Raw genomic sequence first — 21,802 nt, 5'->3', positions numbered from 1 at the left:
CCCCGCTTGCCAAACCTATGCAGTGACCGCTTGCATGACGTCGGCCGAATGGGCGTTTGACCATGACAGGTCGTGGCCGGCATTGATGACGCCGTCGGATTCGTTTTCGATGGTGGCGGGGTCGTCGTGAAGAAAGGCGATGACCTCATTTGCCAGCTGGCCGTGCTGCGCCGGCTGCGACGTATCATCTTCGATGATGCCGCCCTGTATCAGAATGGCGTCTGAATAAACGCCGCCGGCGACATAGGTGGTCGAACCGAAGCTGTCGTAATCGACGATCTGTGCAATGTTGACGACGGCGTTGCTGCCGGTATCGATATTGACGGTGGCGTTCTCATTGTTTTCGAGAACCTTGGCGGCGGCCTGCGTCACGTCGTCGGAATCGCCCAGCACGCTCACCTGTTTGATGATGCTGACGTCATAAAGGTTGCCGGTAATATAAAGGACGTTCAGTCCCTGATAGCCGGCAAAATTGACGTCGTGGGCAAGTGCATCCGGCATGTTCGGGTCGCGCTCATTGATCGCGTTCACCGTCTGGTTCATGTAATCAGGCATGGTCTCGAAACGGTCATTGCTGCCGACATTGTGAATGCTGGCGTCGTTCCAGAGAAGGTTGTTGCCGGATTGAATGGTGGCGCCACCAGGCGCGTCAGGATTGGCGCGGGCCCAGTCATTGTCGTAAAGCACGGCAATCTGGCTGATGAGATTCATGTCGAGGACATTGCCGCCGACGATGATCAGATCGTACTGCATGCCGATGCCGAGGAAATTGGCGATGTTGAGTGCGGCGTTGCCACCCGTCAGCAGGCTGACGGTCGCACCCGAGGTGGTAATCGTCATCGTGTCATTGTCGCTGATGAATTGGTATTGCTCGATCCAGTGTACGAAGGAAACATCCCCCTCCAACACGCTGACGCGCCAGGCGGTGGGGAATATCGGCGTTTCACCCGTCTCGTGGCTGTCCGCTGCGGCATTTTCCGCGCCGGGATAGATGCTGCGCTCGAAGCTGGCGATGTTGTATGCGGCCGTTGCGGCCTGATCTTCGGAATGGGTGAAGACGGAAGAAATATCGTCCCGATCGCTATAGATATAGGCTTGGGTAATGGCGTCGATCTGGTGATAGTCACCCATGACGGCAGTAACGGAGGTCATGACGCCGGTATTAACCAGCGTGGCGATGTTGGCCACGACATTGGCGCCAGCGGCAATATCGAGGCTATTGCCTGCGGGGCTGTCCTCATGCAGCGAAACATCGCTCTTTTCCGGCTCTTCCTGCGGTTTGGCAATGCCGCGATCCGGCATGAAGTCATCAAGCGCTGGCTTTTCGCTGGCTATGGAGCCATTGATGTAAAGTCCGTTGATATCGTTGCCGGCCAGAACGAAATTCTGGTCCGCGCCGGTACCGAGCGACGTGACATCATTGTCACGGGCATGTTCGATGTAGTCATGAGCGGATTTGGCAAGCGCCTGCAACGCATCGTAGTTGTCGGTGCGCTGGAAGGTGGAGAAAGGCGTGAAGACCGACGCTTCATTGTAGAACTCGACGGTGCGCTCCGTCACGAAGGTCGTGTCGCGCGCCACATTCGGGCCGTCCGTCATGTTCAGATAGTCGTCGTCCTGAAGAATATTGACCTGTGTAACATGGCCTATCACCGAGCCGGGTCCGGTATGGACCATCAGTTCGCGTTCTTCCTCGAAGGAGAGGCGGCCGGGAAAGCGGAAATTAGCGCCGGAAATATCGGCCGGGACGACATTTGCAAGCTGCTGCATGTCGTATTCGACAGCGCGGGCGAAATGCGGCCGTATGTAATCGAAATCATAATAGCCGGCACGATATTTGACACCGGGGTCGTAGTCGTCGAGGGCAACGTCGTAGTTCTTGTCGAGCAGCTTTGCTGCCTCATCATCCGGCAGGCGATCCGCATCGGAATGCGCCGGGCCCTCGCTATAGTTGGCTCTCAGACGCGCATCCTCGATCACCGTATCGAAAAGGCCGATGAAATGCGCAATCATGTCGGAAATCTTGTCGATATGCATTGGAGGTCCTCCCCGATCATCGCGGCAGGGCCAGGGGTGCGGACGGCACACGTCTCAAAGGCGGTGCTTCGTTTTCACGCAAACCGGTCCTTCAACCGCGAACTGCACCGGCGGATGCCGGTGCAGCTCTTTTCGTCAAGAGGTGGGTATCAGGAGTGATCCTCACCGACATCGGATACATGCGAGTTACCGCCTGTGATCGTGACGTCAACGGCATTGGAGAGCATGTTGGCGCCCTGCACCAGTTCCAGATGGAAGCCGGAATTTGCAAGGATTGCCGATGCATCTGCCGTGCTGGTCCCTGCGGCATCGTCGCCGGCCTTGAGGTCCCATCCCTTGCCGTCGATGCCTTCGGCGCCATAGGCGTCACCGGCATTGGCGCTCAGGTGGTTTTCCGCACCGCCATTCTGCATCTTGATGTCGTAGGCCTGATCCTGGTCCGCCAGGTGGTTGGCCTGCACCATGCTGAAGCCGGTGTCGTTGCCGTCTCCGCCGAGCGAGTTGTTGAGGATATTGTCGACATCGAGTGTGAAGGAGAAGTCATCACCCAGGTTGAAGGTGAGGTCTCCGCCGGCGATGCCGAGATTGCCGACATCCTTGACGCCCGTGATGTTGCCGAAGTCGTCATCCGACTTGTAGAAACTGTCTGCGGAGTTGAAGCTGTCGGAGGTCGTTGTGGTCTTGGTGGAGGTGTCGTTGTCGGAATAGTTGGACGTTTTGGTGTCCGTATCCGTGATCGTCTTCACATTGGTATCGTTGTCGCTGTACGACTTGCTTTCATAGCTCCAGTCGTAGTCGACCTTGATATCAGTGTTGGTTTCGGTGCTTGTCTTGGTGGTCGTGTCGTTGTCGCTATAGGACTTGCTGTCATAGCTCCAGTCATAGTCGTTGTCGCGATTGTCACCGTTATTGGCGTCAACATCGATCTTGGCGTCAACATCCACATTGGTGCTGTTGTCGCTGTTGTCGTTATTGCGGTTTTCACCGTTTGCGGTGCCGACGTTGCTGTCTTCCACCTTGGCGTCATTGGTCGAGGTGTTGGCGAAACCATCGGAAAGCGCGCCGATCTTGGTGATGTCGTCGTCGCTGCCGGATGACTTTGGATCATAACCCATTTCTATTTCCTCCGAAAAAGCTCGGAGCAGCTTTCGAAATCCCTCTCATCTTAAATGGGATTTTTTCGCGCTTGCTCCGCGTTGTACAAAGATTGATGTTTGCAGATGTACTCGTTACGCATCACCTGCGGTTTGGCATCGGCCCGTGACCGGGCTCTTTTCGTTCAGCCCTTGTGCGCTACTCGGTAAAAAGGCGCACAAATCCTATCCTCGCCCCAATGGGGAGCGCGGTGGCTTTCGTCTTTTCGGTCTTATGTTTCTTGAAAAGGAACCGGCATCTGCAAACACACGTCAAAGGCCGGGATTGTCTTTCCATCGGTCGCCGTTTCAGCGACGGTCAGACTGTGCAGCAGAAAAATTGCCGTTCCTAGATATCAATTCGGGTTAAACATATTGGCGCTTTCACCCCGAATATATATGTCGGAGGGTGTTGCGCAGCGGTCGTTTCGCCGCTTTCGCCGGGAATAAAGCGGCTTTGGCGATCGCCAGCGGCTTTTTCGAAAAACATGGTTTATTTCGGTGAGAAAAGTCTTGCATCCCGAAACGGCACATCCTCCGGGCACGCCTGGCGGGGAGGTATGTAAAGGGATTTCAACTAAAAGTTATATTTTCCCGGATTACAAAACCGCAGCGAAAGCTTTTCCGATGTGTTTGTTTTTCCAACATTTCCGGGATCAGTGATTCTGTCATTGCGTAACCTATTTTGTACGTCAATTGTAAAAAATAACCCGTTTGGGCCATTTATTTACACAGCTTTTCGTATTAGCCTCCTTAATTAACGGGTAATTAATGATAGTTGACATGGCTTGAGGCGGGAATTGCCCCTTATGTTTTCAGGGGGACCTCGGCAGACACAGACGACACAACCAAAAGAATGTAATGCGTAAGCGCTTTAGGGAGGCGTCAATGTTCATGGGAACTTCAGATTATGCGGCTAAACAAAGTGGTGCCGTTGCTCCTATAAATGGAACTTTATTGATCATAGCGGATCCGGACCTGTTTTCCGAGTGCCTCGTGGAGGCGTTGGGCAAAAAGTTCCCCACATTCGCAGTGGTCAGTGTCGCTTCGTCGGCGACGATCGACGATGATTACGGCGCCAATGTCCGGCTGGTATTGCCATACCGCCTATCGTCGGAGCGGCTTCACGGCGTTCTTTCAACCATTCGCGAAAAACACCCCGATGCTGCTATCGCGCTGGTCGTCGAAACCATCGACAAGTGCGAGGAGTCGCTGAAGCAACTGGTGGGGACGCGCATTATAGATGGCGTATTGCCGCTTAACCTCCGGCTTGACGTCTTTATGGCGGCCGTCGACCTGCTCATGAAAGGCGGAGAGCATTTTCCTGCCGCTCTTCTTGGCAAGCTCACGCCCTATTCCCAGGCCGTCAACGGCAAAAACGTTCAAAACAATGCCGTAATCGCCAATCGTGCTGACGCCCTCGCTGTCAGCCGGAGCGAAATGTCGGCGCTGACCACGCGGGAAGTGCAAATTCTCGACCTTCTCTGCAAGGGAACGCAGAACAAGATCATCGCGGACCGGCTTCACCTGTCGGAAAACACAGTGAAGGTACACGTCCGTAACATCTACAAGAAGATGCATGTGCGTAACCGCACGGAAGCCGCCTCACGCTTCTTTAATAAAGACGAAGACGAGGCCTTTTCCGGCTGGAGAAACTGAACGCCGGGCGGCGAAGGTCGCAAGGCGCCAGTATTATCAGGTTTTCTGCCGAGGCTCAGGGCCTCAGGAAGCAGCGGGACTTCTGACCAAATCCGCTCGGTGAGCAGATATAGGGGGAAGAACCGGAGTAGGACGGCCGCGATATCGAGGGCGTCTCGGACGACGATGCGTCGGCAACAAGCGTAACAGCCGCATTGCCTGCCTTGTCGTAACCGTAGGAAGACTTGGCCGGAGCAACGCGCGTCTTCATCGTGGCCGTATTCGCAGATGCGGTCTTGATAAGAACGGCGTCTTCGACCACGGAGCAGGAAGCAGTGGCGAAAGTGAAGGCCGCAAGTGCTGTGGCAACAAGTGCGAAGTGACAGCGGCGAGCTGCTTTGCCGCTATGGGAATAAGGCATTTCATTCATAGTGTATGTCCCCTGAAATCGACTGTCTGTCGCATCTCGCCGGGCGGTTTTGTCCCGGTGGACCGAGCCTTACAAAACCAGGATAGTCCCGACTGGTTGAGCGAAGCTTGCGCTAATGCTCAATAAGAAAGGCATAATGTAGGCATAGTTAAAAAGTATTAAATCAAGGGGCTAATTTGAGTAATAACGGGTAATCAATTGTAATATTTCCATAAAATGAAGTTGACCTGTTTTTCGCCGCGCCTATCATAAAAGTTGAAATCTATCGAATCGAAATATTAAAACCTCCAGAAGAAATAAAAACCGGAGGGTGATATTCAAGATACCGCACAATCGGGAGTTTGATCCAGTTCAAGTCGAATCAGCCGGGCTGATTCCTCATGGGGAGGAGTGTGTAATGCGTAATTTCGTTCCCAACGAGCATGATAACGGCGTCACAATCTATTCCGAGTGGCGGCCAGGCCAGCGCGTTCTTGTCAATGGCGGCGCTGGTTTCCTTGGTTCCCACCTTTGCGAACGCCTGCTGGCCTGCGGCCACGAGGTGATCTGTCTCGACGATCTTTCCACCGGACGGACGGCGAATGTCGAGCATTTACGGGACAATAAGCGGTTTTTGCTGGTCGAGCACGACGTGCGCAAACCCTACGATATCGACGTTTCGCTGATCTTCAACTTCGCCTCGCCGGCCTCGCCGCCGGATTATCAGCGCGATCCCGTCGGCACCCTGCTCACCAATGTGCTTGGTGCGGTCAACGTGCTGGAGGTCGCCCGCAGATGCGGTGCAACCGTAGTGCAGTCCTCGACATCGGAAGTCTATGGCGATCCGCTCGTCAATCCGCAGCCGGAAAGCTATTTCGGCAATGTAAATACAATCGGGCCGCGAGCTTGTTACGATGAGGGAAAACGCAGCGCTGAAACGCTGTTTTTCGATTATCACCGCTTTTATGGCGTCGATATCAAGGTCGGACGCATCTTCAACACCTATGGGCCGCGCATGCGCCCGGATGATGGACGTGTGGTTTCCAACTTCATCGTACAGGCACTGAAAGGCACCGACATCACCATTTATGGCGATGGCAGCCAGACGCGTTCCTTCTGCTATGTCGACGATCTCATCGACGGTTTCCTGCGTTTCTCGGCAAAGCCGAAGGACTGCATCGGGCCGATCAATCTCGGCAACCCGACGGAAATTCCGGTGCGGCAACTGGCTGATATCGTCATCCGCATGACGAATTCCAGCTCGCGGATCGTCCATCTGCCTGCAGCGATCGACGATCCGCAGCAGCGGCGCCCCGATATTTCGCGGGCCAAGGAACAACTCAGATGGCAACCACGTGTACCGCTCGAAATAGGACTGGAAAAAACCATCGTCTATTTCGACGCGCTGCTGTCCGGCAGATATGTGGCGGAGGCCGTATGAGATGCCCCGCACAATCCTCGTCACGGGCGGGGCCGGGTTCATAGGCAGCCACATCTGTAAGGCGCTGGCTCAATCCGGCTTCAAGCCCATCGCATACGACAATCTCTCGACGGGTCACGCGGATTCGGTTCGCTGGGGTCCCTTTATCGAGGGCGACATTCTCGACCGTGGTCTGCTGAAGGCCACGCTCAAGGAGTTCGCGCCATCCTTCGTCATTCATTGCGCTGCCAATGCCTATGTCGGCGAATCCGTCGAAGATCCGCGCAAATATTATCGCAACAATGTCGGCGGCAGCCTGGCGCTTCTGGATGCCTGCCTCGAGCAGAATATTGACGGGCTGGTATTTTCCTCCAGCTGCGCCACCTATGGTGTGCCGCTGCAATTGCCGATCCGCGAAGAAACGGCACAGGTGCCCGTCAATCCTTACGGTCGCACGAAGCTGATTTTTGAAATGGCGCTTGATGACTATGCCGCAGCCTACGGAATGCGTTTCGTCGCATTGCGCTATTTCAACGCTGCGGGCGCTGACCCGGATGGCGAGCTCTGTGAACGCCATGAGCCGGAAACCCATCTGATCCCGCGGGCCCTGATGGCGGCCGCCTCGCGACTGCCGCAACTCGATGTCTTCGGCGCGGATTACGACACCAGCGACGGCACCTGCATTCGCGATTACATCCATGTCAGCGATCTGGCCGATGCCCATGTCGCTGCCGTTAACTATCTGGCCGATGGCGGCGAGACGCTGCGTGTCAATCTTGGCTCCGGCCACGGTACATCGGTTGGCGATATCATCCGGGCGATCCACCGTGTGACGGGGCAGGAGGTGCCGGTGCATTTCGGCGCAAGGCGCGCCGGTGATCCGCCAGCCCTGTTTGCGGATATAAGACGGGCGGAAGAAACACTTGGCTTTATTCCGAAACGCTCGGATATCGACACCATCATCCGCACGGCCGGCCCCGGCTTCGGGCTGGAGGTGCTGTCATGAAGACGCGCTCCATCCCATCTGTCGCATCATCGCGCGTTGCTACAGGCGAATTGCGGATGCTGCCGGTCTTTACCGGCTGGAACCGCATGGCCTACCTTCTGGGTATTGGCGGCTGGCTGGTGACACTTGCCTATTTCTGGATCTGGTGGCTGGACCGGGACCGGGTCATCGACTGGCCCTATTACACCGTCGTCACGATGACGCTCGCGTGGATCACCCTTTTGCCGTCCTACTTCATTTTCATCTTCCTGAACGCCAGAGTTGTCGATCGACGCTCTGCTTTGCCGAAGGGGCGGGTGGCAATGGTCGTCACCAAGGCGCCGTCGGAACCCTTCGCCGTTGTGCGCAAAACGCTGCTGGCGATGCTGGAGCAGAAGGGGCTGGAATTCGACGTCTGGCTTGCGGATGAAGACCCGGATGCGCAGACGCTGACATGGTGCGGTGCGCATGGTGTTTTCGTTTCCACGCGAAAAGGTGTGGCCGATTATCATCGCAAGACCTGGCCGCGCCGCACGCGTTGCAAGGAAGGCAATCTCGCTTATTTCTACGATCATTACGGTTATGAGCGGTATGATTTCGTCGCCCAGTTCGACGCCGACCACGTGCCGGAGCCGGAATATCTCAGCGAGATCATCCGTCCCTTTGCCGATCCCGTGGTGGGATATGTCTCGGCGCCGAGTATTTGCGATGCCAATGCCGGTGAGAGCTGGGCAGCCCGTGGCAGGCTTTATGCCGAGGCGAGCCTGCATGGTGCGCTGCAGCTGGGATATAACAATAGCTGGGCACCGCTTTGCATCGGTTCGCACTACGCCGTGCGCACGAAAGCATTGCGTGAAGTGGGCGGGCTTGGACCCGAGCTTGCCGAGGACCATTCCACTACGCTTCTGATGAATGCCGGTGGCTGGCGCGGCGTTCATGCCGTCAACGCCATTGCGCATGGCGACGGGCCGTCGACCTTTGCCGATCTCATCGTGCAGGAGTTCCAGTGGTCGCGCAGCCTGATGACCATCCTGCTGCAATATTCGCGGCACTATGTTCCAAAGCTGCCCCTGCGGCTGAAGTTCCAGTTCCTGTTTTCGCAGCTCTGGTATCCGCTGTTTTCGGGCTTCATGGCGCTGATGTTCGTGCTTCCCGCCGTCGCCCTGATGCGCGGGCATGTGCTGGTCAACGCTTCCTATCCGGCGTTTCTGGCGCATTTCCTGCCGATTTCGCTGATCATGATCGTCTTTGCCTTTTTCTGGCGGGCCACGGGGGCATTTCGCCCGCATAATGCCAAGCTGTTCAGCTGGGAAGCCATGGTGTTTCTGTTCCTGCGCTGGCCCTGGTCGCTGATGGGGGTGCTTGCGGCGATACGCGATACGATCCGTGGAGACTTTGTCGACTTCCGCATTACGCCGAAGGGCACGCAGGCAACACCGCCGCTGCCACTCCGGGTAATCGCGCCTTACATGGTTTTGGCCGCGATAAGCCTTCTGGCGATGGTGCTCGCGCCGCGCGAAAGCGGAGCGGAAGGCTTCTTCGTTTTCGCCGCGATCAATGTGGCAATTTATGCGGGCCTCTCGGTGTTTCTGCTTATCCGCCACGCGATGGAAAACGGTTTGCCAAAGCTGCCGGCATTGCGTGGTGCGGCGACTGCCGCCGCCTGTTCGGCGCTGCTCGTGGCCGGTAGTGCCGCGGAACTCAGCTCCCATGCAATTGGCGGGCTGGAGGCGCTGTCGCACGGACAACCCTATGTCAGCTTCACCGAAACGCGGTTCACCGTGGCCGGTGCGGGCGTGGAGGGAGCGAGATCGGTGCGCCTGAAACTGCGCATCGTGCTGCCGGGAATGCCCGGAGATCGAAACATCCAGGCGGAGCCCATGGTGCCGCCGCCGGTGATGGCAACCGGAGAAATCATGCTGGCCGACAATAGGGTCGGACAATAGAAGGAGGAGGCTGTGATGAGAACAACAATAAGCAAATGCGGATTCTCCGCTTTCGTACTCTGCCTTGCGGTGATCGCGCCCAGTGCCGTCCACGCCGCAGGCGGCACGAAGACGCCGAAACCGCTCAGAACCAGCGAAGTCGTGGACATGTACTTCGACAAGACCTGGAAATGGGAAACGGGCGGCGGACGCTTCATTGCCGATGGCCGCAAGTTCGTTGCCGCCACGGAAGAAAAGGGCGTGAAGTCGGTCGGCGATGGCCGCTGGACCGTGGATGCCAATGGTACGCTGTGCATGCGCGCCACATGGAAGAGTACTGCGGGAAGCGGCAAGGCCGATACCTGCTTCGACCATGGCCGCATCGGCAAGGTGCTTTACCAGCGCAAGCAGGGCGGCCCCTGGTACGTGTTCCGGCATAACCCGCCGCGACCCGGAGATGAATTCCTGAAACTTGTCCGCAAGGACGATGTCACCCCGCAGATCGCCGCTTATGACAAGGCGATGACCGCGACGAGGTAGGAGGAAAGTGTCATGCAAATAACAAGAAGAAGACTGCTTTTCGCAAGTGGGGCCGCTGTTGCTGCTTCAGCCAGCATGTATCCCATATTCAAGCTGGACGCCCAAGGGGTAGCGCCCATGGGTTCCACGGGCATGAAGACACTTGCCGATAAACGCCCGACATTGCATGCGGACGGCATCCGCTTCGGCGCTTACGATCCGCACGGTGATTTCACCGGTCAGACCGGGGTGGCGACGGAACATCTGTTTCTGCCCTGGGAAGACGTGGATCTCGACAGTCTTGCGCTCGCGGACGCCTATGCCCTGGAACGCAAGCGCAATGTCATGATCACGGTCGAGCCCTGGTCCTGGGACGTCAACTGGCGTCTCACCTCCGACGAGTTGCGCCGCAAGGTGCTGGGAGGTGACTACGACAAGAACATGCAGGCGATTGCAGCACGCATGTCGGCCATGAAAAGCCCGCTCATCCTGCGCTGGGGGCAGGAAATGGAAGACACGTCCGGCCGCTTCTCATGGTCGGGGTGGAATCCGCAGGACTACATCACAGCCTATAAGCGCATGGTGGATATGACCCGCAAGGCGGTCCCCGGCGTCAAGGTCATGTGGTCTCCGAAGGGGCTCGATGGTCTCAAGGCCTATTATCCCGGCGACAGCTATGCCGACCTGGTCGGCCTTTCGGTCTTCGGTCTCGAGGAGTACGACAAGATCGAATATGGCGGGCCGCAGAAGTTCTCGGATCTGCTGCGTAAAGGCTATGGGCTTGTCGAAACCTTCAACAAGCCGATCTGGGTCGCCGAACTCGGTTATGAAGGCGGCGATTCCTATGTTCGCCCGTGGATGAACGACGTGACGCTGAAGCAGGCGGATTTTCCCAGGCTGGAAGAGGTCGTCTATTTCAACGACAAGGACGTGCACAACTGGCCACACAATCTCGGCAAGCCCGACTGGCGCGTGGTGCGCCCTGCAAAGGCTTAACCGAGGCCGAGCGGGCCGAGCGGACGCCCGGCCCGCTCGGCCCGCCCGGACATTATCCGCTGATTGCCAGCACCGCCTCCGCCTCATAGATGGCGCAGACGATATGATAGAATGTACTGGCCGGCGCCGGCTCGTCGAGCATTGGCCTGTCGGCCGGCCATTTGTCGAACCATAATCCCCTGACCGGCGTGTCGAGGAAGGGTTGCACCGCGCCGATGGCCCTGAGGCCCGAAGCGAGGTAACGCTGCCGTTCCTCGCCTGATGTGACGCTGGCAAGGCGCACCGCCGCCTTCAGCCATTCTGTCTGCGGCCACAGGCGCGCCAGCCCGTCATGCACCGAAAAATCATCATAGAGGCTCATGATCGCCACCTTGCGGCGCGGGCAGATGCCATGGTCTTCACCGATCTCGAAAAGGCGCTTGGCCTTGTCTATCGCCTCTTCATTATTGCGCAGGCTGCCCCAGCGCACCAGAAGCCACGCCCATTCAAACTGGTGGCCCGGTTCCATGATTCGGCCCTTGTCGCCCTCATAGGGCGTCCAGTCATGGCCGAAGAATTCCCGCAATCCGCCATTGCCGCCATCGATGAAGCGGGTCAGCGCAAGATCGGCGATCTCATCGGCCAGCGCTGACCACGGACCCTGCGGGTCCTGCGCTTCCCAGGCGAGCATCGCCTCGAACAGATGCATGTGCGGATTGGAGCAGAGCGGCGTGCGCGGCGGATTTGCCTCCTCGAAGCCGGCGACGGGATGTTTGTAGTCGCGCTTGAGGATGGCGAGAATGTCGAGCGCCCGGCCGCGCATCTCGTCCTTGCGGTCGGGAAGGGCTGCGGCCGTCTGGGCAGCGGCGAAAAGCGCAAAAGCCTGATTGTAGAGATCGAAGGATGGATCGATCAGCTTCCCGGTCTGGTCGGCGAGGTTGCCATAAAGGCCGTTATCGAGGCGATAGACCTTTTCGAACCAGGAGAGACCATGCGAGAGCGCGTCCTTCCAGGGTCCCTGCCAGCCGTGCTGGCCGGCGGCGGCGAAACAATAGGCCTGCCGCGGCTGGACGCGGGCGCGGCGATCATCGGAAAAAACCGGTTTCGCATCCTGGCCGAGGCGCTCGTAAAAACCGCCGTCGGGTCGGGCGGAACCCGCCTCCCACCATAAGGGCAGGGCGTCCTTATCCAGCCATTTCCGTAATGTTCCGATCTCTTCGGCAAGCGCCTGCGCGATGCTCGGAAATTGCACAGTCATGCGTCAACTCTCTGTTTTTACAGTTGAATGAAAAATTAGACCAATAAAAATACGTAATTATGAGGGCAAGTAGACCATGGGACATATTGCACTGCAACCGTAAAAATTATCGACCTGACGTTGAGGCAACCCATACCGCGGCAATTGGTTCCGCCGTCGGGCATGGCCAACATCGGATCCGCAGTGATTCGAAAGTCATAAAGTCTCAGAAATTACAACGGAAATTTGAGATTGCTTATTCGTAGTCCTCACGTATTTCGTAACAATGGTCTGGTCATTAGTGATTCGGTCTCCTTTTAACCTGGGCGGCGTTGGGGAAACAAAGGGGCGCAGGGCAGTGAGATTTTCTGCCTATACTTCATTGCTGTTCTCCGTTGCGGTTCTTGCGGGCTGCAATACTCCTTCGGGCGTTCGGTCGTTCGGGGGTGCGCAGATGTTGTCTCCGTCCGAGGCGCTTGTTTTCCCGCCGCCAGGCGGTCCGGAAATCGTCACTGTCATCAACCGTACCTATTCGAACGCCGTGGCGCAGCAGGTCATATTGCGTTCTGAGGCGGCAACGCCCGGGCAGAACTATATCAAGGCGGAATTTTTCGGTCCGCAGCAGGCGGGTGATACCGATCGTGACGCTCTGACGTTCACCGGTTTCAGGGCCGCCTCTGTTGCGCGTGAAATCCGCGCGGAGTTTCCGGGCGAAAACATCGCCATGTCGGCCAATTACCTCCAGAACGGCTACGGCGCCTTTTCCTATGCGGCCGGTAGCGGCAGGGGCGGCGACACCTGCCTTTATGGCTGGCAGGACATACGCTCGCCGGAAAGCATGCGGCAGGATTTCCGCAACCTTGGCCGTATCAAGGTGCGACTGCGGCTCTGCCAGTCGGATGCGAGTGTCGAACGGCTTCTGGCCGTCATGTATAATTACACGATTACCGGCACCTATGCGTCGCAAAGCTGGAACCCTTACGGCACGCCGCAGGCGGTGGACCAGAACCTCGGCCGGCCGGGCCATCCGGTCTATCCTGTCAAGGCGGATGACGTGCCGATGCGGCCGGGGGGCGAAGTGACTGCGAGTGTGCCGAGGCCGCCTGCGCGCCGTGCCGCCGCAGCCATCACGCCTGTTCGGCCCGAGCCGCAGCCGCTGCCGCCGGTAGCGGAAGTCAGCATTCCGTCGCCAATATCGGCCGGCTTCCCCGCCCAGCCCGCAAGGCCTGCCGTGGCTGGCAGCCGCGCGGAAGGCGTGCAGGCGGAGAGCCGGCAGCCTTCGCAGGTTCCGCAGGTGTCCATTCCCTCGCCAGCATGTCTGTCCGGTTCGGGAGCGGCACAGGGATGCAGATAGGCGCTGGAACAAGGGTAGAAGAGGTCGTTGCAAAAAATCCGGGTAAGAATTCCGGGTGGGGAAAAGAACGGAAAATTTCGGGATGAACAAGGCCATCACGATCATTGTCTGGTTGCTTGTGTCGCTTTGCGTTCTGGCCATCATCACGATGCCGATCAGCCTGCAGACGCATCTGGTCGCCACGGCGATCTCGCTTGTTCTTCTTGCAACGATCAAGAGTTTCAACGGGCAGGGGGCCTGGCGTCTTGTGGCGCTCGGTTTCGGCACGGCCATCGTGCTGCGCTATGTCTACTGGCGCACCACCAGCACCCTGCCGCCCGTCAACCAGCTCGAGAACTTCATTCCGGGCTTTCTGCTTTATCTCGCGGAAATGTACAGCGTGGTGATGCTGGGGCTCAGCCTCGTCATCGTCTCGATGCCGCTGCCTTCTCGCAAGACCCGACCCGGCTCGCCCGATTACCGGCCGACGGTCGATGTTTTCGTTCCAAGTTACAACGAGGATGCGGAGCTTCTGGCCAATACGCTGGCGGCGGCCAAGAACATGGATTATCCGGCCGACAGGTTCACCGTATGGCTGCTGGACGATGGCGGTTCGGTGCAGAAGCGCAATGCCAGCAATATTGTCGAGGCGCAGGCCGCGCAGCGCCGCCACGAGGAGCTGAAGAAGCTCTGCGAGGATCTCGACGTTCGTTATCTGACGCGCGAGCGCAACGTCCACGCCAAGGCCGGAAACCTCAATAACGGGCTCGCCCACTCGACCGGTGAACTGGTGACGGTGTTCGATGCCGACCATGCGCCTGCCCGTGATTTCCTGCTGGAAACGGTGGGTTATTTCGAAGAGGACCCTCGGCTCTTTCTCGTCCAGACACCGCATTTCTTCGTCAATCCCGATCCCATCGAGCGCAATCTGCGCACCTTCGAGACGATGCCGAGTGAGAACGAGATGTTCTACGGCATCATCCAGCGCGGCCTCGACAAGTGGAACGGCGCATTCTTCTGCGGTTCCGCCGCCGTGCTGCGGCGTGAGGCGCTGCAGGATACCGAAGGCTTCAGCGGTGTCAGCATCACCGAGGATTGCGAGACGGCGCTGGCACTGCATTCGCGCGGCTGGAACAGCATCTATGTCGACAAGCCGCTGATCGCCGGGCTGCAACCGGCCACTTTTGCAAGCTTCATCGGCCAGCGCAGCCGTTGGGCGCAGGGCATGATGCAGATCCTGATTTTCCGCCAGCCGCTCTTCCGGCGCGGCCTCTCCTTCACACAACGTCTTTGCTACATGTCATCGACGCTGTTCTGGTTGTTCCCGTTTCCGCGCACGATCTTTCTGTTCGCGCCGTTGTTCTACCTGTTCTTCGATCTTCAGATTTTCGTTGCCTCGGGTGGCGAGTTTCTTGCCTATACCGCAGCCTATATGCTCGTGAACCTGATGATGCAGAACTATCTCTATGGCAGCTTCCGCTGGCCATGGATTTCGGAACTCTACGAATATGTGCAGACGGTTCACCTGCTGCCCGCCGTCGTTTCGGTGATCTTTAATCCGGGCAAGCCGACCTTCAAGGTGACGGCAAAGGACGAATCCATCGCCGAGGCGCGGCTTTCGGAAATCAGCCGCCCGTTCTTCGTCATTTTTGCGCTTCTGGTCGTGGCCATGGCCTTTGCCGCCTGGCGCATCTACAGCGAGCCCTACAAGGCGGATGTCACGCTTGTCGTCGGCGGCTGGAACCTGCTCAACCTCATCTTTGCGGGCTGCGCGCTCGGCGTCGTCTCGGAGCGCGGCGACAAATCGGCGTCGCGCCGCATCACCGTCAAGCGCCGCTGCGAGGTCAAGCTTGAGGGTAGCGAGGCATGGGTGCCGGCCTCCATCGAGAACGTCTCGGTGCATGGCCTGCTGATCAATCTGTTCGACAATTCGACCGCAATCGAAAAGAACACGACGGCGATCGTGAAGGTCAAACCCCATAGCGAGGGTGTTCCGGAAACCATGCCCATCAATGTCGTCCGGACGGTTCGCGGCGAAGGGTTCGTTTCAATCGGCTGCACGTTCTCACCGCAGCGCGCCGTCGATCATCGCCTGATCGCCGACCTCATCTTTGCCAATTCCGAACAGTGGAGCGAGTTCCAGCGCGTGCGCCGCAAGAACCCCGGCCTCATTCGCGGCACGGCGATCTTCCTGGCGATTTCACTCTTCCAGACGCAGCGCGGCCTTTTTTATCTCGCCAAGGCGCTCCGGCCGGCCTCCAAAACCGTCAAACCTGCCGGAGCCGTGAAATGACCGGCAGCAAAACGATCAGGAGTTCACTGGCAGTGCTGATGTGGGGAACCGCTGCAGCCGGTGCTGTGGCGCAGTCCTCACCTTTCGACATGTCGCCCGAAAGGCCGTCCCAGACCACGCCGGCACCCGTGCCGCCGCCCGCCATACCTCCGACAGCACCTCGCCAGCAAGCTCCGGCCCAGATCCCGCCGCCGCCGCAGGCTCAGCCGTCGCAAGCGCAACCGCCACAGCGCCCGGCTGCCGTTCCGCCGGCGCCTTTGCCTCCCGTCACCGTCCCGGCGCGTCAGGAAAGTGCAAGGCCTGCACCGGCCCAGGCGCCGTCATTGGCCGCCGACAGCCGCCGCCGTTATATATTGCCCTACGAAAAGCTCAGCCTTTCCGGTGAGATAGACAGGCGGCAATGGAGTATCTACCTCACTCCAGAGCAGGTGAATGCCGCCGTTGCCCTGAATATCGGTTATCAGAACGCCATCGTGGTCGCACCTGAAAGCTCGAATTTTCAGGTCAGCCTGAACAATGTTCCGCTCGATGCCGCGCGCATTGAAGCGCCCGACAGCGAAGGCAATGTTTCGCTCAAAATTCCGCCCGGCGTCTTGCAGGTTGGGGCGAATGTCGTGACGCTTGGCGTGCAGCAGCGTCACCGGACCGATTGCACAATCCAGTCCACCTACGATCTGTGGACCGATGTCGATCCGGCGAGCACCTATATTGCCTTCAATGCCAATGTTGCCGGCAACTTCGCCAATATAGACGATATTCAGGCAACCGGGCCGGATGGCAAGGCGGCAACGTCGATCGAGATCGTCGCGCCGGGGCTCGGCAATCCGGCATTTGCGGATTCGCTCCTGCGGCTCTCGCAGGCTCTGGCGCTCAGAACCCAGATGCCGAACCAGACGATCCGTTTCGTTTCTGCGCCGTCCACCGAACCAAGGGCTGGAACGCTGGTGGTCCTCGTCGGCACCGCGCGTGAAATTCAGGGCCTTTCCAGCGCGCTGCCGCCCGAGGCATCGGCGGGCGCCTTTGCCGGTTTCGGCAGTGCCGCGCCGGGCGGCCTCTCTCCGCTCTTCGTCAGCGGCCCGACCACGCAGGCGGTGCAGGCGGCGATAGAAACGCTTTTCTCCTCGATATCGCGCACGCCCGGTGCGCAGAGAACGACCTTTTCGACCCGCAGCTGGCACGCGCCGGATGTACCGCTCATCATGTCGGACCGCCGCATCGCTCTTTCCGAGCTGGGTATAGAGAGCGCTGAATTCGGCGGACGACGTTTCCGCAACGAGTTCTACATCGGCATGCCTGCCGATTTTTATGCCTCTGCCTATGGCGAGGCGTCCCTGCTGCTCGATGCCGCTTATTCGTCGCAGGTACTGCCCGGCAGCCATATCGACATCTACGTCAATGACGAGATCGCCTCGACGGTGCCGATTTCCAACAATGGCGGCGGTATTTTCCGGCATTTGCCCATCAAGGTGACGATGCGGCATTTCAAGCCGGGTCCGAACAAGGTGACCATCGAGGCCGTTTTGATGACGGCGCAGGATCAGGCCTGTGCGCCCGGCGCACCGGCCAGCGCGACCCCGCGCTTTGCGCTGTTCGATACCTCGGAAATCCAGGTGCCGGATTTTGCGCGGATCGGCCGCAAGCCGGATCTGGCGGCGATGGCGGGTGCCGGGCAGCCCTACAGGGCGGCCGGAGGCTCTGTCGCCCTGTCGCTCGATCGTTTCGATACCGATACGATGTCGGCGGCCGCGACGCTCATCAGCCGGCTTGCAAGTGTGTCCGGGCATCCGATCAATGTCGAAACCGTCGCCTCGCCGCTGGTGATCGGCGATCGCGACGCCCTGTTCGTCGGAACGATTTCTCAAATTCCGCAGGCGCTGATCAGCCAGTTCAATCTCGTTCCTTCCAGCCAGATATCCTGGAAGATCGGGACCGGCGTTCAGCCGCCCGCCCAAAATAGCGATACCCTCTTCAACGACTGGCGAGAGCGGGTGGATGGCGGCGTCTGGGAGGGGCAGGTCTCCTCCCTGGAGGAGTGGATGAAGCGGAATTTCGACTTGAGTTCGGATACGCTGCGCTTCCTGCCTGCACCAGAGCAGCCTTATGCACCGCCCGGAAATGTCTCCTTCATGATGGCACAGGGCCTCAGCCCTTCCGGTGAAGGGGTCTGGACACTTGCCACGGCGCCAACGTCGGCGGAGCTTCGGGACGGCATGACGGCGATGGTGCGGGAAAACCATTGGCGAGACGTTACCGGACGGGTCGCCGCTTACGATGCCACGGCCGAAAAGATCGAGACGGTGGAGGTTGAGAGGCCGTATTTTTATACGACACGGGATTTCTCTCTCTCGAACTGGAGGCTGATTGCCGCAAACTGGCTGTCCTCCAATGTGCTTTCCTATTCGCTGGCGTTTATCGGTTTCGTGTCGCTTCTGGGCCTCGCCACCTTCGTGATGCTGCGTTTGATGGGGCGACATCGATGACATCAGGGGTTTTAAGATTTGTCGGCATTTTTTGTCTTTCGCTGATGGCGCTCACCGCAAACGTCTCCGCCAGCCGCGCCGCATCGGTCTCGCCGGAGGCATGGGCGGCCTATAAAGGCGTGTTCCTTGATCCCGGCGGGCGTATCATCGACACAGGCAACGGTAATATTAGCCACAGCGAAGGGCAGGGCTATGGCATGTGGCTTGCTGTGCTTTCCGATAATCTTGCCGATTTCGAACTAATCTGGAGTTTCACGCGCACGGAACTGCTCGTGCGCGATGACGGGCTTTCGGCGTGGAAATGGGATCCCCGTACCAGACCGCATGTGACTGATATCAACAACGCCACGGATGGCGACATTCTGATCGCTTATGCGCTGGCGCTGGCCGCCGGACAATGGAACCGGCAGGACTATGCCGAGGCCTCGGCAGCCATTGCATCCGCCATCCTGAAGAAGACCGTCGTGCAGCGCAGCGGTAGGACGTTGCTTTTGCCGGCCGCCAGCGGTTTTGGTGAAAATGATCGGGATGACGGGCCGGTGGTCAATCCTTCCTATCTGATCTTCGAGGCCTTTCCGGTCCTTAATCTCGTCGCGCCATCGCCGCTCTGGAAGGCTCTTGCCGACGATGGGGCGGCGCAGATTGGCGCATTCGCCTTCAGCGATAAAAAACTGCCGGCTGACTGGGTGTCGGTGAAGACCAAACCGCAGCCGGCCTCGGGTTTTCCGGCAGAATTCGGCTATAATGCGGTGCGGATACCGCTTTATCTTTCGAGGGCAAAAATGGGCTCGCCGGAACTGCTTGCCCGGTTGAAAGACGGTATGACACTGGAAAGCGGTGCAGCCGGGACCTTCGATCTCAAGAACGGCACGGTCAAGGACGTGCTGTCAGATCCCGGTTATCGCATCATTCCGGCGCTGGCGGCCTGTGCGGCGGGCGGCGCGAGCGTTCCCGCTGAACTGAAGAGCTTCCAGCCAACGCTTTATTATCCTTCTACATTGCATCTTCTGGCATTGTCGTTTCTGGCAAGGAATAACGGGGAATGCCGATGAACAAGCCTCTGTCGACCTCGGCTCTCATCCTGCTTCTGATTGCGCTGGCCGCCTTCCACTGGCGTGACAGCATTCTCGGGCGGGTGTCGGATGTGCATACTTCGGCGGTCGGTGACAATCGTGCGGTGCCGCGCATATCGCCGGCGACGGCCAATCCTGCGCAGATCAATGCTTTCCTCCAGAACCGCGAAATGGCGCAGGTAACGCAGCCTGCGACGCCACCGGTCACGGTGCCCGCGACTGACCCGCAGCCGATGGTGCAGACTGAGACCCGCGGACAGACATCGCAGCCACAAACGGCGCAGGCGCCGGCACCGCGAGCGACCCAGCCGGCAGCACCGGATATGCCCGATGTCGATCTCAGTGCGCTGCGCTATTTCGCGGCTAAGGGCGATACCCAGCGCCTTCAGGCTGAAATTGCCCGCCTTCGCACGCTTTATCCTAACTGGACGCCGCCTGCCGATCCGCTCGCCATTCCCGAGAACGGCGATCCGCAGCTTGATGCCATGTGGCAGCTTTATACCGACGGCCGTTATGCCGAAGTACGGAAAGCGATTGCCGACCGGCAGCAGACGGAGCCCGGCTGGCAACCGCCCGACAATCTGACGGGCATGCTTTCGCTTGCCGAAGCCCGCCAGCGCCTCGTCAACGCTTCCGATCTCAAGCAATATGCGACGGTTGTGGATGCGGCCGCCAACAATCCCGGCCTGCTGACCTGCAGCGAGGTGGATGTGCTGTGGCGAGTTGCCGATGCCTTTGCCAATACCGACCGGATGGGACGGGCGAGGGACGTCTATCTCTACATTCTCAGCAATTGCACGGCGCCAAGCGACCGGCTCGCCACGGTGCAGAAGGCATCAGCGCTTCTGCCGTCGCAGATGATGGACGAATTGCTGGCCAAGGAAAAACCCGGCGTGGACGGTCAGCTGGAATTCGAGCCGGTCAAGAACGATCTCGCCCGCCAGTTTGTGGCAAAGGCGGGGGAGAAAGAGGGCATTTCCGTTCCCTCCGCTTACCTGATGCGGCTTGAAAGGCTTGCGGAGACAGACAAGCTTGCAAGCGATGCCCTGCTGCTCGGCTGGTACAATATCCGCCAGAAGAACATGACGGAGGCGGAAAAGTGGTTCCGCAAGGCACGCGAAGAGGAAGACAGCGCCTCGGCCTCACAAGGGCTGGCGCTTGCGCTGATTGACCGTAACGAGCCGCGTGAGGCCGAAGACGTCATGTATAAATGGCGTAATGCATCCGATGATGCACTTGCGACCTATCTTGCCGCGACCGCCAATCTTCTGGCGCTTGAGCCGCCGGTTGTGTTGCCAGCGGATGTGTTGCAGCGCATCGCAGCGGAAACGATGGCGCGCAAGGATGCCGCGACCGCGCAGCAATTCGGCTGGTATTCGCTCGCCTTCCGGCAAACGCAGCTAGCTTTGCAATGGTTCGGCACGGCGCTTGGCTGGAAAGCGGATGATGAGCCTTCGGCCTATGGCATGGCGGTCAGCTATCACGATCTGCGCAATCTCGCCGGGCTGCGCGGCATCCAGCAGCAATGGGCAAGCCGGTCACAACGCATTGCCGATGTCGGAACAGCACGCATGGTGGACCAGTCCACGCAGCCGATCGCACCAGTTGCCGCGCCGCCTGCCGCCGCGTCTCAGGCAACAACGTCCGCGCCCTATACGCCTCAGGCAGCAGAGACGGTGGTGGCTTACAGCCAGCCGCCTGTAGTCCAGCAGCCAGCCCCGGAGCCTTCGCGCAAGCAGGCGCGGCTGCCGTCGCAGACGCAAAGGACAAGCAGTGCCGCCTCGCGCCCACGCTCCTGCGCTGTTTATCCCGATCCGCAGCGTCTGCCGGCGCAGCAGGCGCTTGATCTCGGCTGGTGCCTGATGGAAACGAACCGGCCGGCAGAGGCCCTGAAGGCCTTCGAATCCGCCATTGCCAGCGGTCAGTCCACGGTGAAAAGCGATGCGGCCTATGGTCAGAGCCTTGCTTATCTGCGCATGGGACTGACTGACCATGCTGCCGTTTCGGCAACGAAATCCCAGATGGAGCGCCCACGGGCGACGGAATTGCAGGTCTCGATCCTGGCCGACAGGGCGGTTTCAGCTTTCCAGTCGAAACGTTATGCGGAAACGCTTCTCCTGCTCGATCAACGGGCGCGGCTTGCCGATGAACGGACCGATTTGATGGTGCTACGCGGATATTCCTACCTTGCCATGCGCCGCTATGCCGACGCTGCGCAGATTTTCGAAAGCCTGACGTCCATCGGCGATAAGGAAGGCATCAGGGGACTGGCTGCGGTCCGCGCCGCCAGACCCAGCAATGGGCCGCAGGGCGGCGGCTGACGGCGGCGGCCAAAGAGTGGCCGC

General features: G+C 59.0%; 15 protein-coding genes. 11 read left to right on the top strand and 4 right to left on the bottom strand.

The genetic code is table 11. The annotated features are described in order from the left end of the window. Positions 1–15: 15 nt before the first annotated feature. Both AGR13A_RS16050 and AGR13A_RS16045 read right to left on the bottom strand, forming a co-directional pair. Positions 16–2,037 carry a hypothetical protein gene (locus tag AGR13A_RS16050; protein ID WP_080837474.1) on the bottom strand — a complete coding sequence of 674 codons (2,022 nt, stop codon included), beginning with the start codon at positions 2,035–2,037 and terminating at the stop codon, positions 16–18. A gap of 149 nt (positions 2,038–2,186) precedes the next feature. Further along, on the bottom strand, positions 2,187–3,152 hold the full coding sequence (locus AGR13A_RS16045; RefSeq protein WP_080837471.1) for a fibrinogen-binding protein: 966 nt from the start codon (positions 3,150–3,152) through the stop codon (positions 2,187–2,189). Positions 3,153–4,058: 906 nt separating this feature from the next. Between AGR13A_RS16045 and AGR13A_RS16040 the strand changes: the two genes are divergently transcribed. Beyond that, positions 4,059–4,829, top strand: coding sequence for a helix-turn-helix transcriptional regulator (locus AGR13A_RS16040; RefSeq protein WP_080840234.1), 771 nt, complete (start codon positions 4,059–4,061; stop codon positions 4,827–4,829). A gap of 55 nt (positions 4,830–4,884) precedes the next feature. On the opposite strand, the gene AGR13A_RS16035 is transcribed toward AGR13A_RS16040, so the two are convergent. Beyond that, positions 4,885–5,238, bottom strand: a complete 354-nt coding sequence (locus tag AGR13A_RS16035; RefSeq protein ID WP_080837468.1) for a hypothetical protein — start codon at positions 5,236–5,238, stop codon at positions 4,885–4,887. 397 nt (positions 5,239–5,635) lie between these two features. On the opposite strand from AGR13A_RS16035, the gene AGR13A_RS16030 reads away from it, so the two are divergent. From AGR13A_RS16030 to AGR13A_RS16010, 5 genes are read left to right on the top strand one after another with little or no spacing between them, the layout of a single operon-like run. Beyond that, on the top strand, positions 5,636–6,658 hold the full coding sequence (locus tag AGR13A_RS16030) for a UDP-glucuronic acid decarboxylase family protein (protein ID WP_035220920.1): 1,023 nt from the start codon (positions 5,636–5,638) through the stop codon (positions 6,656–6,658). Position 6,659: 1 nt separating this feature from the next. Further along, the gene (gene galE, locus AGR13A_RS16025) at positions 6,660–7,643 is read left to right on the top strand and encodes a UDP-glucose 4-epimerase GalE (protein ID WP_080837465.1); all 984 of its coding nucleotides are present in this window, start codon (positions 6,660–6,662) and stop codon (positions 7,641–7,643) included. Beyond that, positions 7,640–9,568 carry a glycosyltransferase family 2 protein gene (locus AGR13A_RS16020; RefSeq protein WP_080837461.1) on the top strand — a complete coding sequence of 643 codons (1,929 nt, stop codon included), beginning with the start codon at positions 7,640–7,642 and terminating at the stop codon, positions 9,566–9,568. Before galE ends, AGR13A_RS16020 begins: the two co-directional genes overlap by 4 nt. Before the next feature lie 15 nt (positions 9,569–9,583). Further along, the gene (locus AGR13A_RS16015) at positions 9,584–10,087 is read left to right on the top strand and encodes a DUF995 domain-containing protein (protein WP_080837458.1); all 504 of its coding nucleotides are present in this window, start codon (positions 9,584–9,586) and stop codon (positions 10,085–10,087) included. 12 nt (positions 10,088–10,099) lie between these two features. Then, complete coding sequence (locus AGR13A_RS16010) at positions 10,100–11,062, top strand: glycoside hydrolase family 26 protein (protein WP_080837455.1); 963 nt, start codon at positions 10,100–10,102, stop codon at positions 11,060–11,062. A 52-nt stretch (positions 11,063–11,114) separates the two neighbouring features. Here AGR13A_RS16010 and AGR13A_RS16005 read toward each other — a convergent pair whose 3' ends face one another. Then, the gene (locus AGR13A_RS16005) at positions 11,115–12,299 is read right to left on the bottom strand and encodes an AGE family epimerase/isomerase (protein WP_035220904.1); all 1,185 of its coding nucleotides are present in this window, start codon (positions 12,297–12,299) and stop codon (positions 11,115–11,117) included. 433 nt (positions 12,300–12,732) lie between these two features. Between AGR13A_RS16005 and bcsN the strand changes: the two genes are divergently transcribed. The 5 genes from bcsN (at position 12,733) to AGR13A_RS15980 (ending at position 21,778) form a co-directional block, all read left to right on the top strand. Beyond that, entirely contained in the window at positions 12,733–13,632 is a 900-nt protein-coding gene (bcsN, locus tag AGR13A_RS16000) for a cellulose biosynthesis protein BcsN (RefSeq protein WP_080840232.1), read from the top strand. 82 nt (positions 13,633–13,714) lie between these two features. Continuing rightward, positions 13,715–15,904, top strand: a complete 2,190-nt coding sequence (gene bcsA / locus AGR13A_RS15995; RefSeq protein WP_080837450.1) for a UDP-forming cellulose synthase catalytic subunit — start codon at positions 13,715–13,717, stop codon at positions 15,902–15,904. Beyond that, positions 15,901–18,384 (top strand): cellulose biosynthesis cyclic di-GMP-binding regulatory protein BcsB, encoded by a 2,484-nt coding sequence (locus tag AGR13A_RS15990; RefSeq protein WP_080837447.1) that lies wholly within the window; start codon positions 15,901–15,903, stop codon positions 18,382–18,384. Before bcsA ends, AGR13A_RS15990 begins: the two co-directional genes overlap by 4 nt. After that, positions 18,381–19,436 carry a glycosyl hydrolase family 8 gene (locus tag AGR13A_RS15985; protein ID WP_080837445.1) on the top strand — a complete coding sequence of 352 codons (1,056 nt, stop codon included), beginning with the start codon at positions 18,381–18,383 and terminating at the stop codon, positions 19,434–19,436. Before AGR13A_RS15990 ends, AGR13A_RS15985 begins: the two co-directional genes overlap by 4 nt. Continuing rightward, positions 19,427–21,778 carry a cellulose synthase gene (locus tag AGR13A_RS15980; RefSeq protein ID WP_167377566.1) on the top strand — a complete coding sequence of 784 codons (2,352 nt, stop codon included), beginning with the start codon at positions 19,427–19,429 and terminating at the stop codon, positions 21,776–21,778. Before AGR13A_RS15985 ends, AGR13A_RS15980 begins: the two co-directional genes overlap by 10 nt. Positions 21,779–21,802 lie beyond the last annotated feature (24 nt).

Origin of the sequence: Agrobacterium genomosp. 13 str. CFBP 6927 (genome assembly GCA_900012615.1) — a bacterium.
In the GTDB taxonomy this organism is placed as follows: domain Bacteria; phylum Pseudomonadota; class Alphaproteobacteria; order Rhizobiales; family Rhizobiaceae; genus Agrobacterium.
This window is presented reverse-complemented; position numbering and strand designations above follow the sequence as displayed.

What these genes read in the sequence shown, in the direction of transcription:
- bcsA (WP_080837450.1), top strand. Translation starts at nt 13,715, where the DNA reads ATGAACAAGGCCATCACGATCATTGTCTGGTTGCTTGTGTCGCTTTGC.
- bcsN (WP_080840232.1), top strand. Translation starts at nt 12,733, where the DNA reads ATGTTGTCTCCGTCCGAGGCGCTTGTTTTCCCGCCGCCAGGCGGTCCG.
- AGR13A_RS16020 (WP_080837461.1), top strand. Translation starts at nt 7,640, where the DNA reads ATGAAGACGCGCTCCATCCCATCTGTCGCATCATCGCGCGTTGCTACA.
- AGR13A_RS16015 (WP_080837458.1), top strand. Translation starts at nt 9,584, where the DNA reads ATGAGAACAACAATAAGCAAATGCGGATTCTCCGCTTTCGTACTCTGC.
- AGR13A_RS15990 (WP_080837447.1), top strand. Translation starts at nt 15,901, where the DNA reads ATGACCGGCAGCAAAACGATCAGGAGTTCACTGGCAGTGCTGATGTGG.
- AGR13A_RS16035 (WP_080837468.1), bottom strand. Translation starts at nt 5,238, where the DNA reads ATGAATGAAATGCCTTATTCCCATAGCGGCAAAGCAGCTCGCCGCTGT.
- AGR13A_RS16010 (WP_080837455.1), top strand. Translation starts at nt 10,100, where the DNA reads ATGCAAATAACAAGAAGAAGACTGCTTTTCGCAAGTGGGGCCGCTGTT.
- galE (WP_080837465.1), top strand. Translation starts at nt 6,660, where the DNA reads ATGCCCCGCACAATCCTCGTCACGGGCGGGGCCGGGTTCATAGGCAGC.
- AGR13A_RS15980 (WP_167377566.1), top strand. Translation starts at nt 19,427, where the DNA reads ATGCCGATGAACAAGCCTCTGTCGACCTCGGCTCTCATCCTGCTTCTG.
- AGR13A_RS16040 (WP_080840234.1), top strand. Translation starts at nt 4,059, where the DNA reads ATGTTCATGGGAACTTCAGATTATGCGGCTAAACAAAGTGGTGCCGTT.
- AGR13A_RS16050 (WP_080837474.1), bottom strand. Translation starts at nt 2,037, where the DNA reads ATGCATATCGACAAGATTTCCGACATGATTGCGCATTTCATCGGCCTT.
- AGR13A_RS16005 (WP_035220904.1), bottom strand. Translation starts at nt 12,299, where the DNA reads ATGACTGTGCAATTTCCGAGCATCGCGCAGGCGCTTGCCGAAGAGATC.
- AGR13A_RS16030 (WP_035220920.1), top strand. Translation starts at nt 5,636, where the DNA reads ATGCGTAATTTCGTTCCCAACGAGCATGATAACGGCGTCACAATCTAT.
- AGR13A_RS16045 (WP_080837471.1), bottom strand. Translation starts at nt 3,152, where the DNA reads ATGGGTTATGATCCAAAGTCATCCGGCAGCGACGACGACATCACCAAG.
- AGR13A_RS15985 (WP_080837445.1), top strand. Translation starts at nt 18,381, where the DNA reads ATGACATCAGGGGTTTTAAGATTTGTCGGCATTTTTTGTCTTTCGCTG.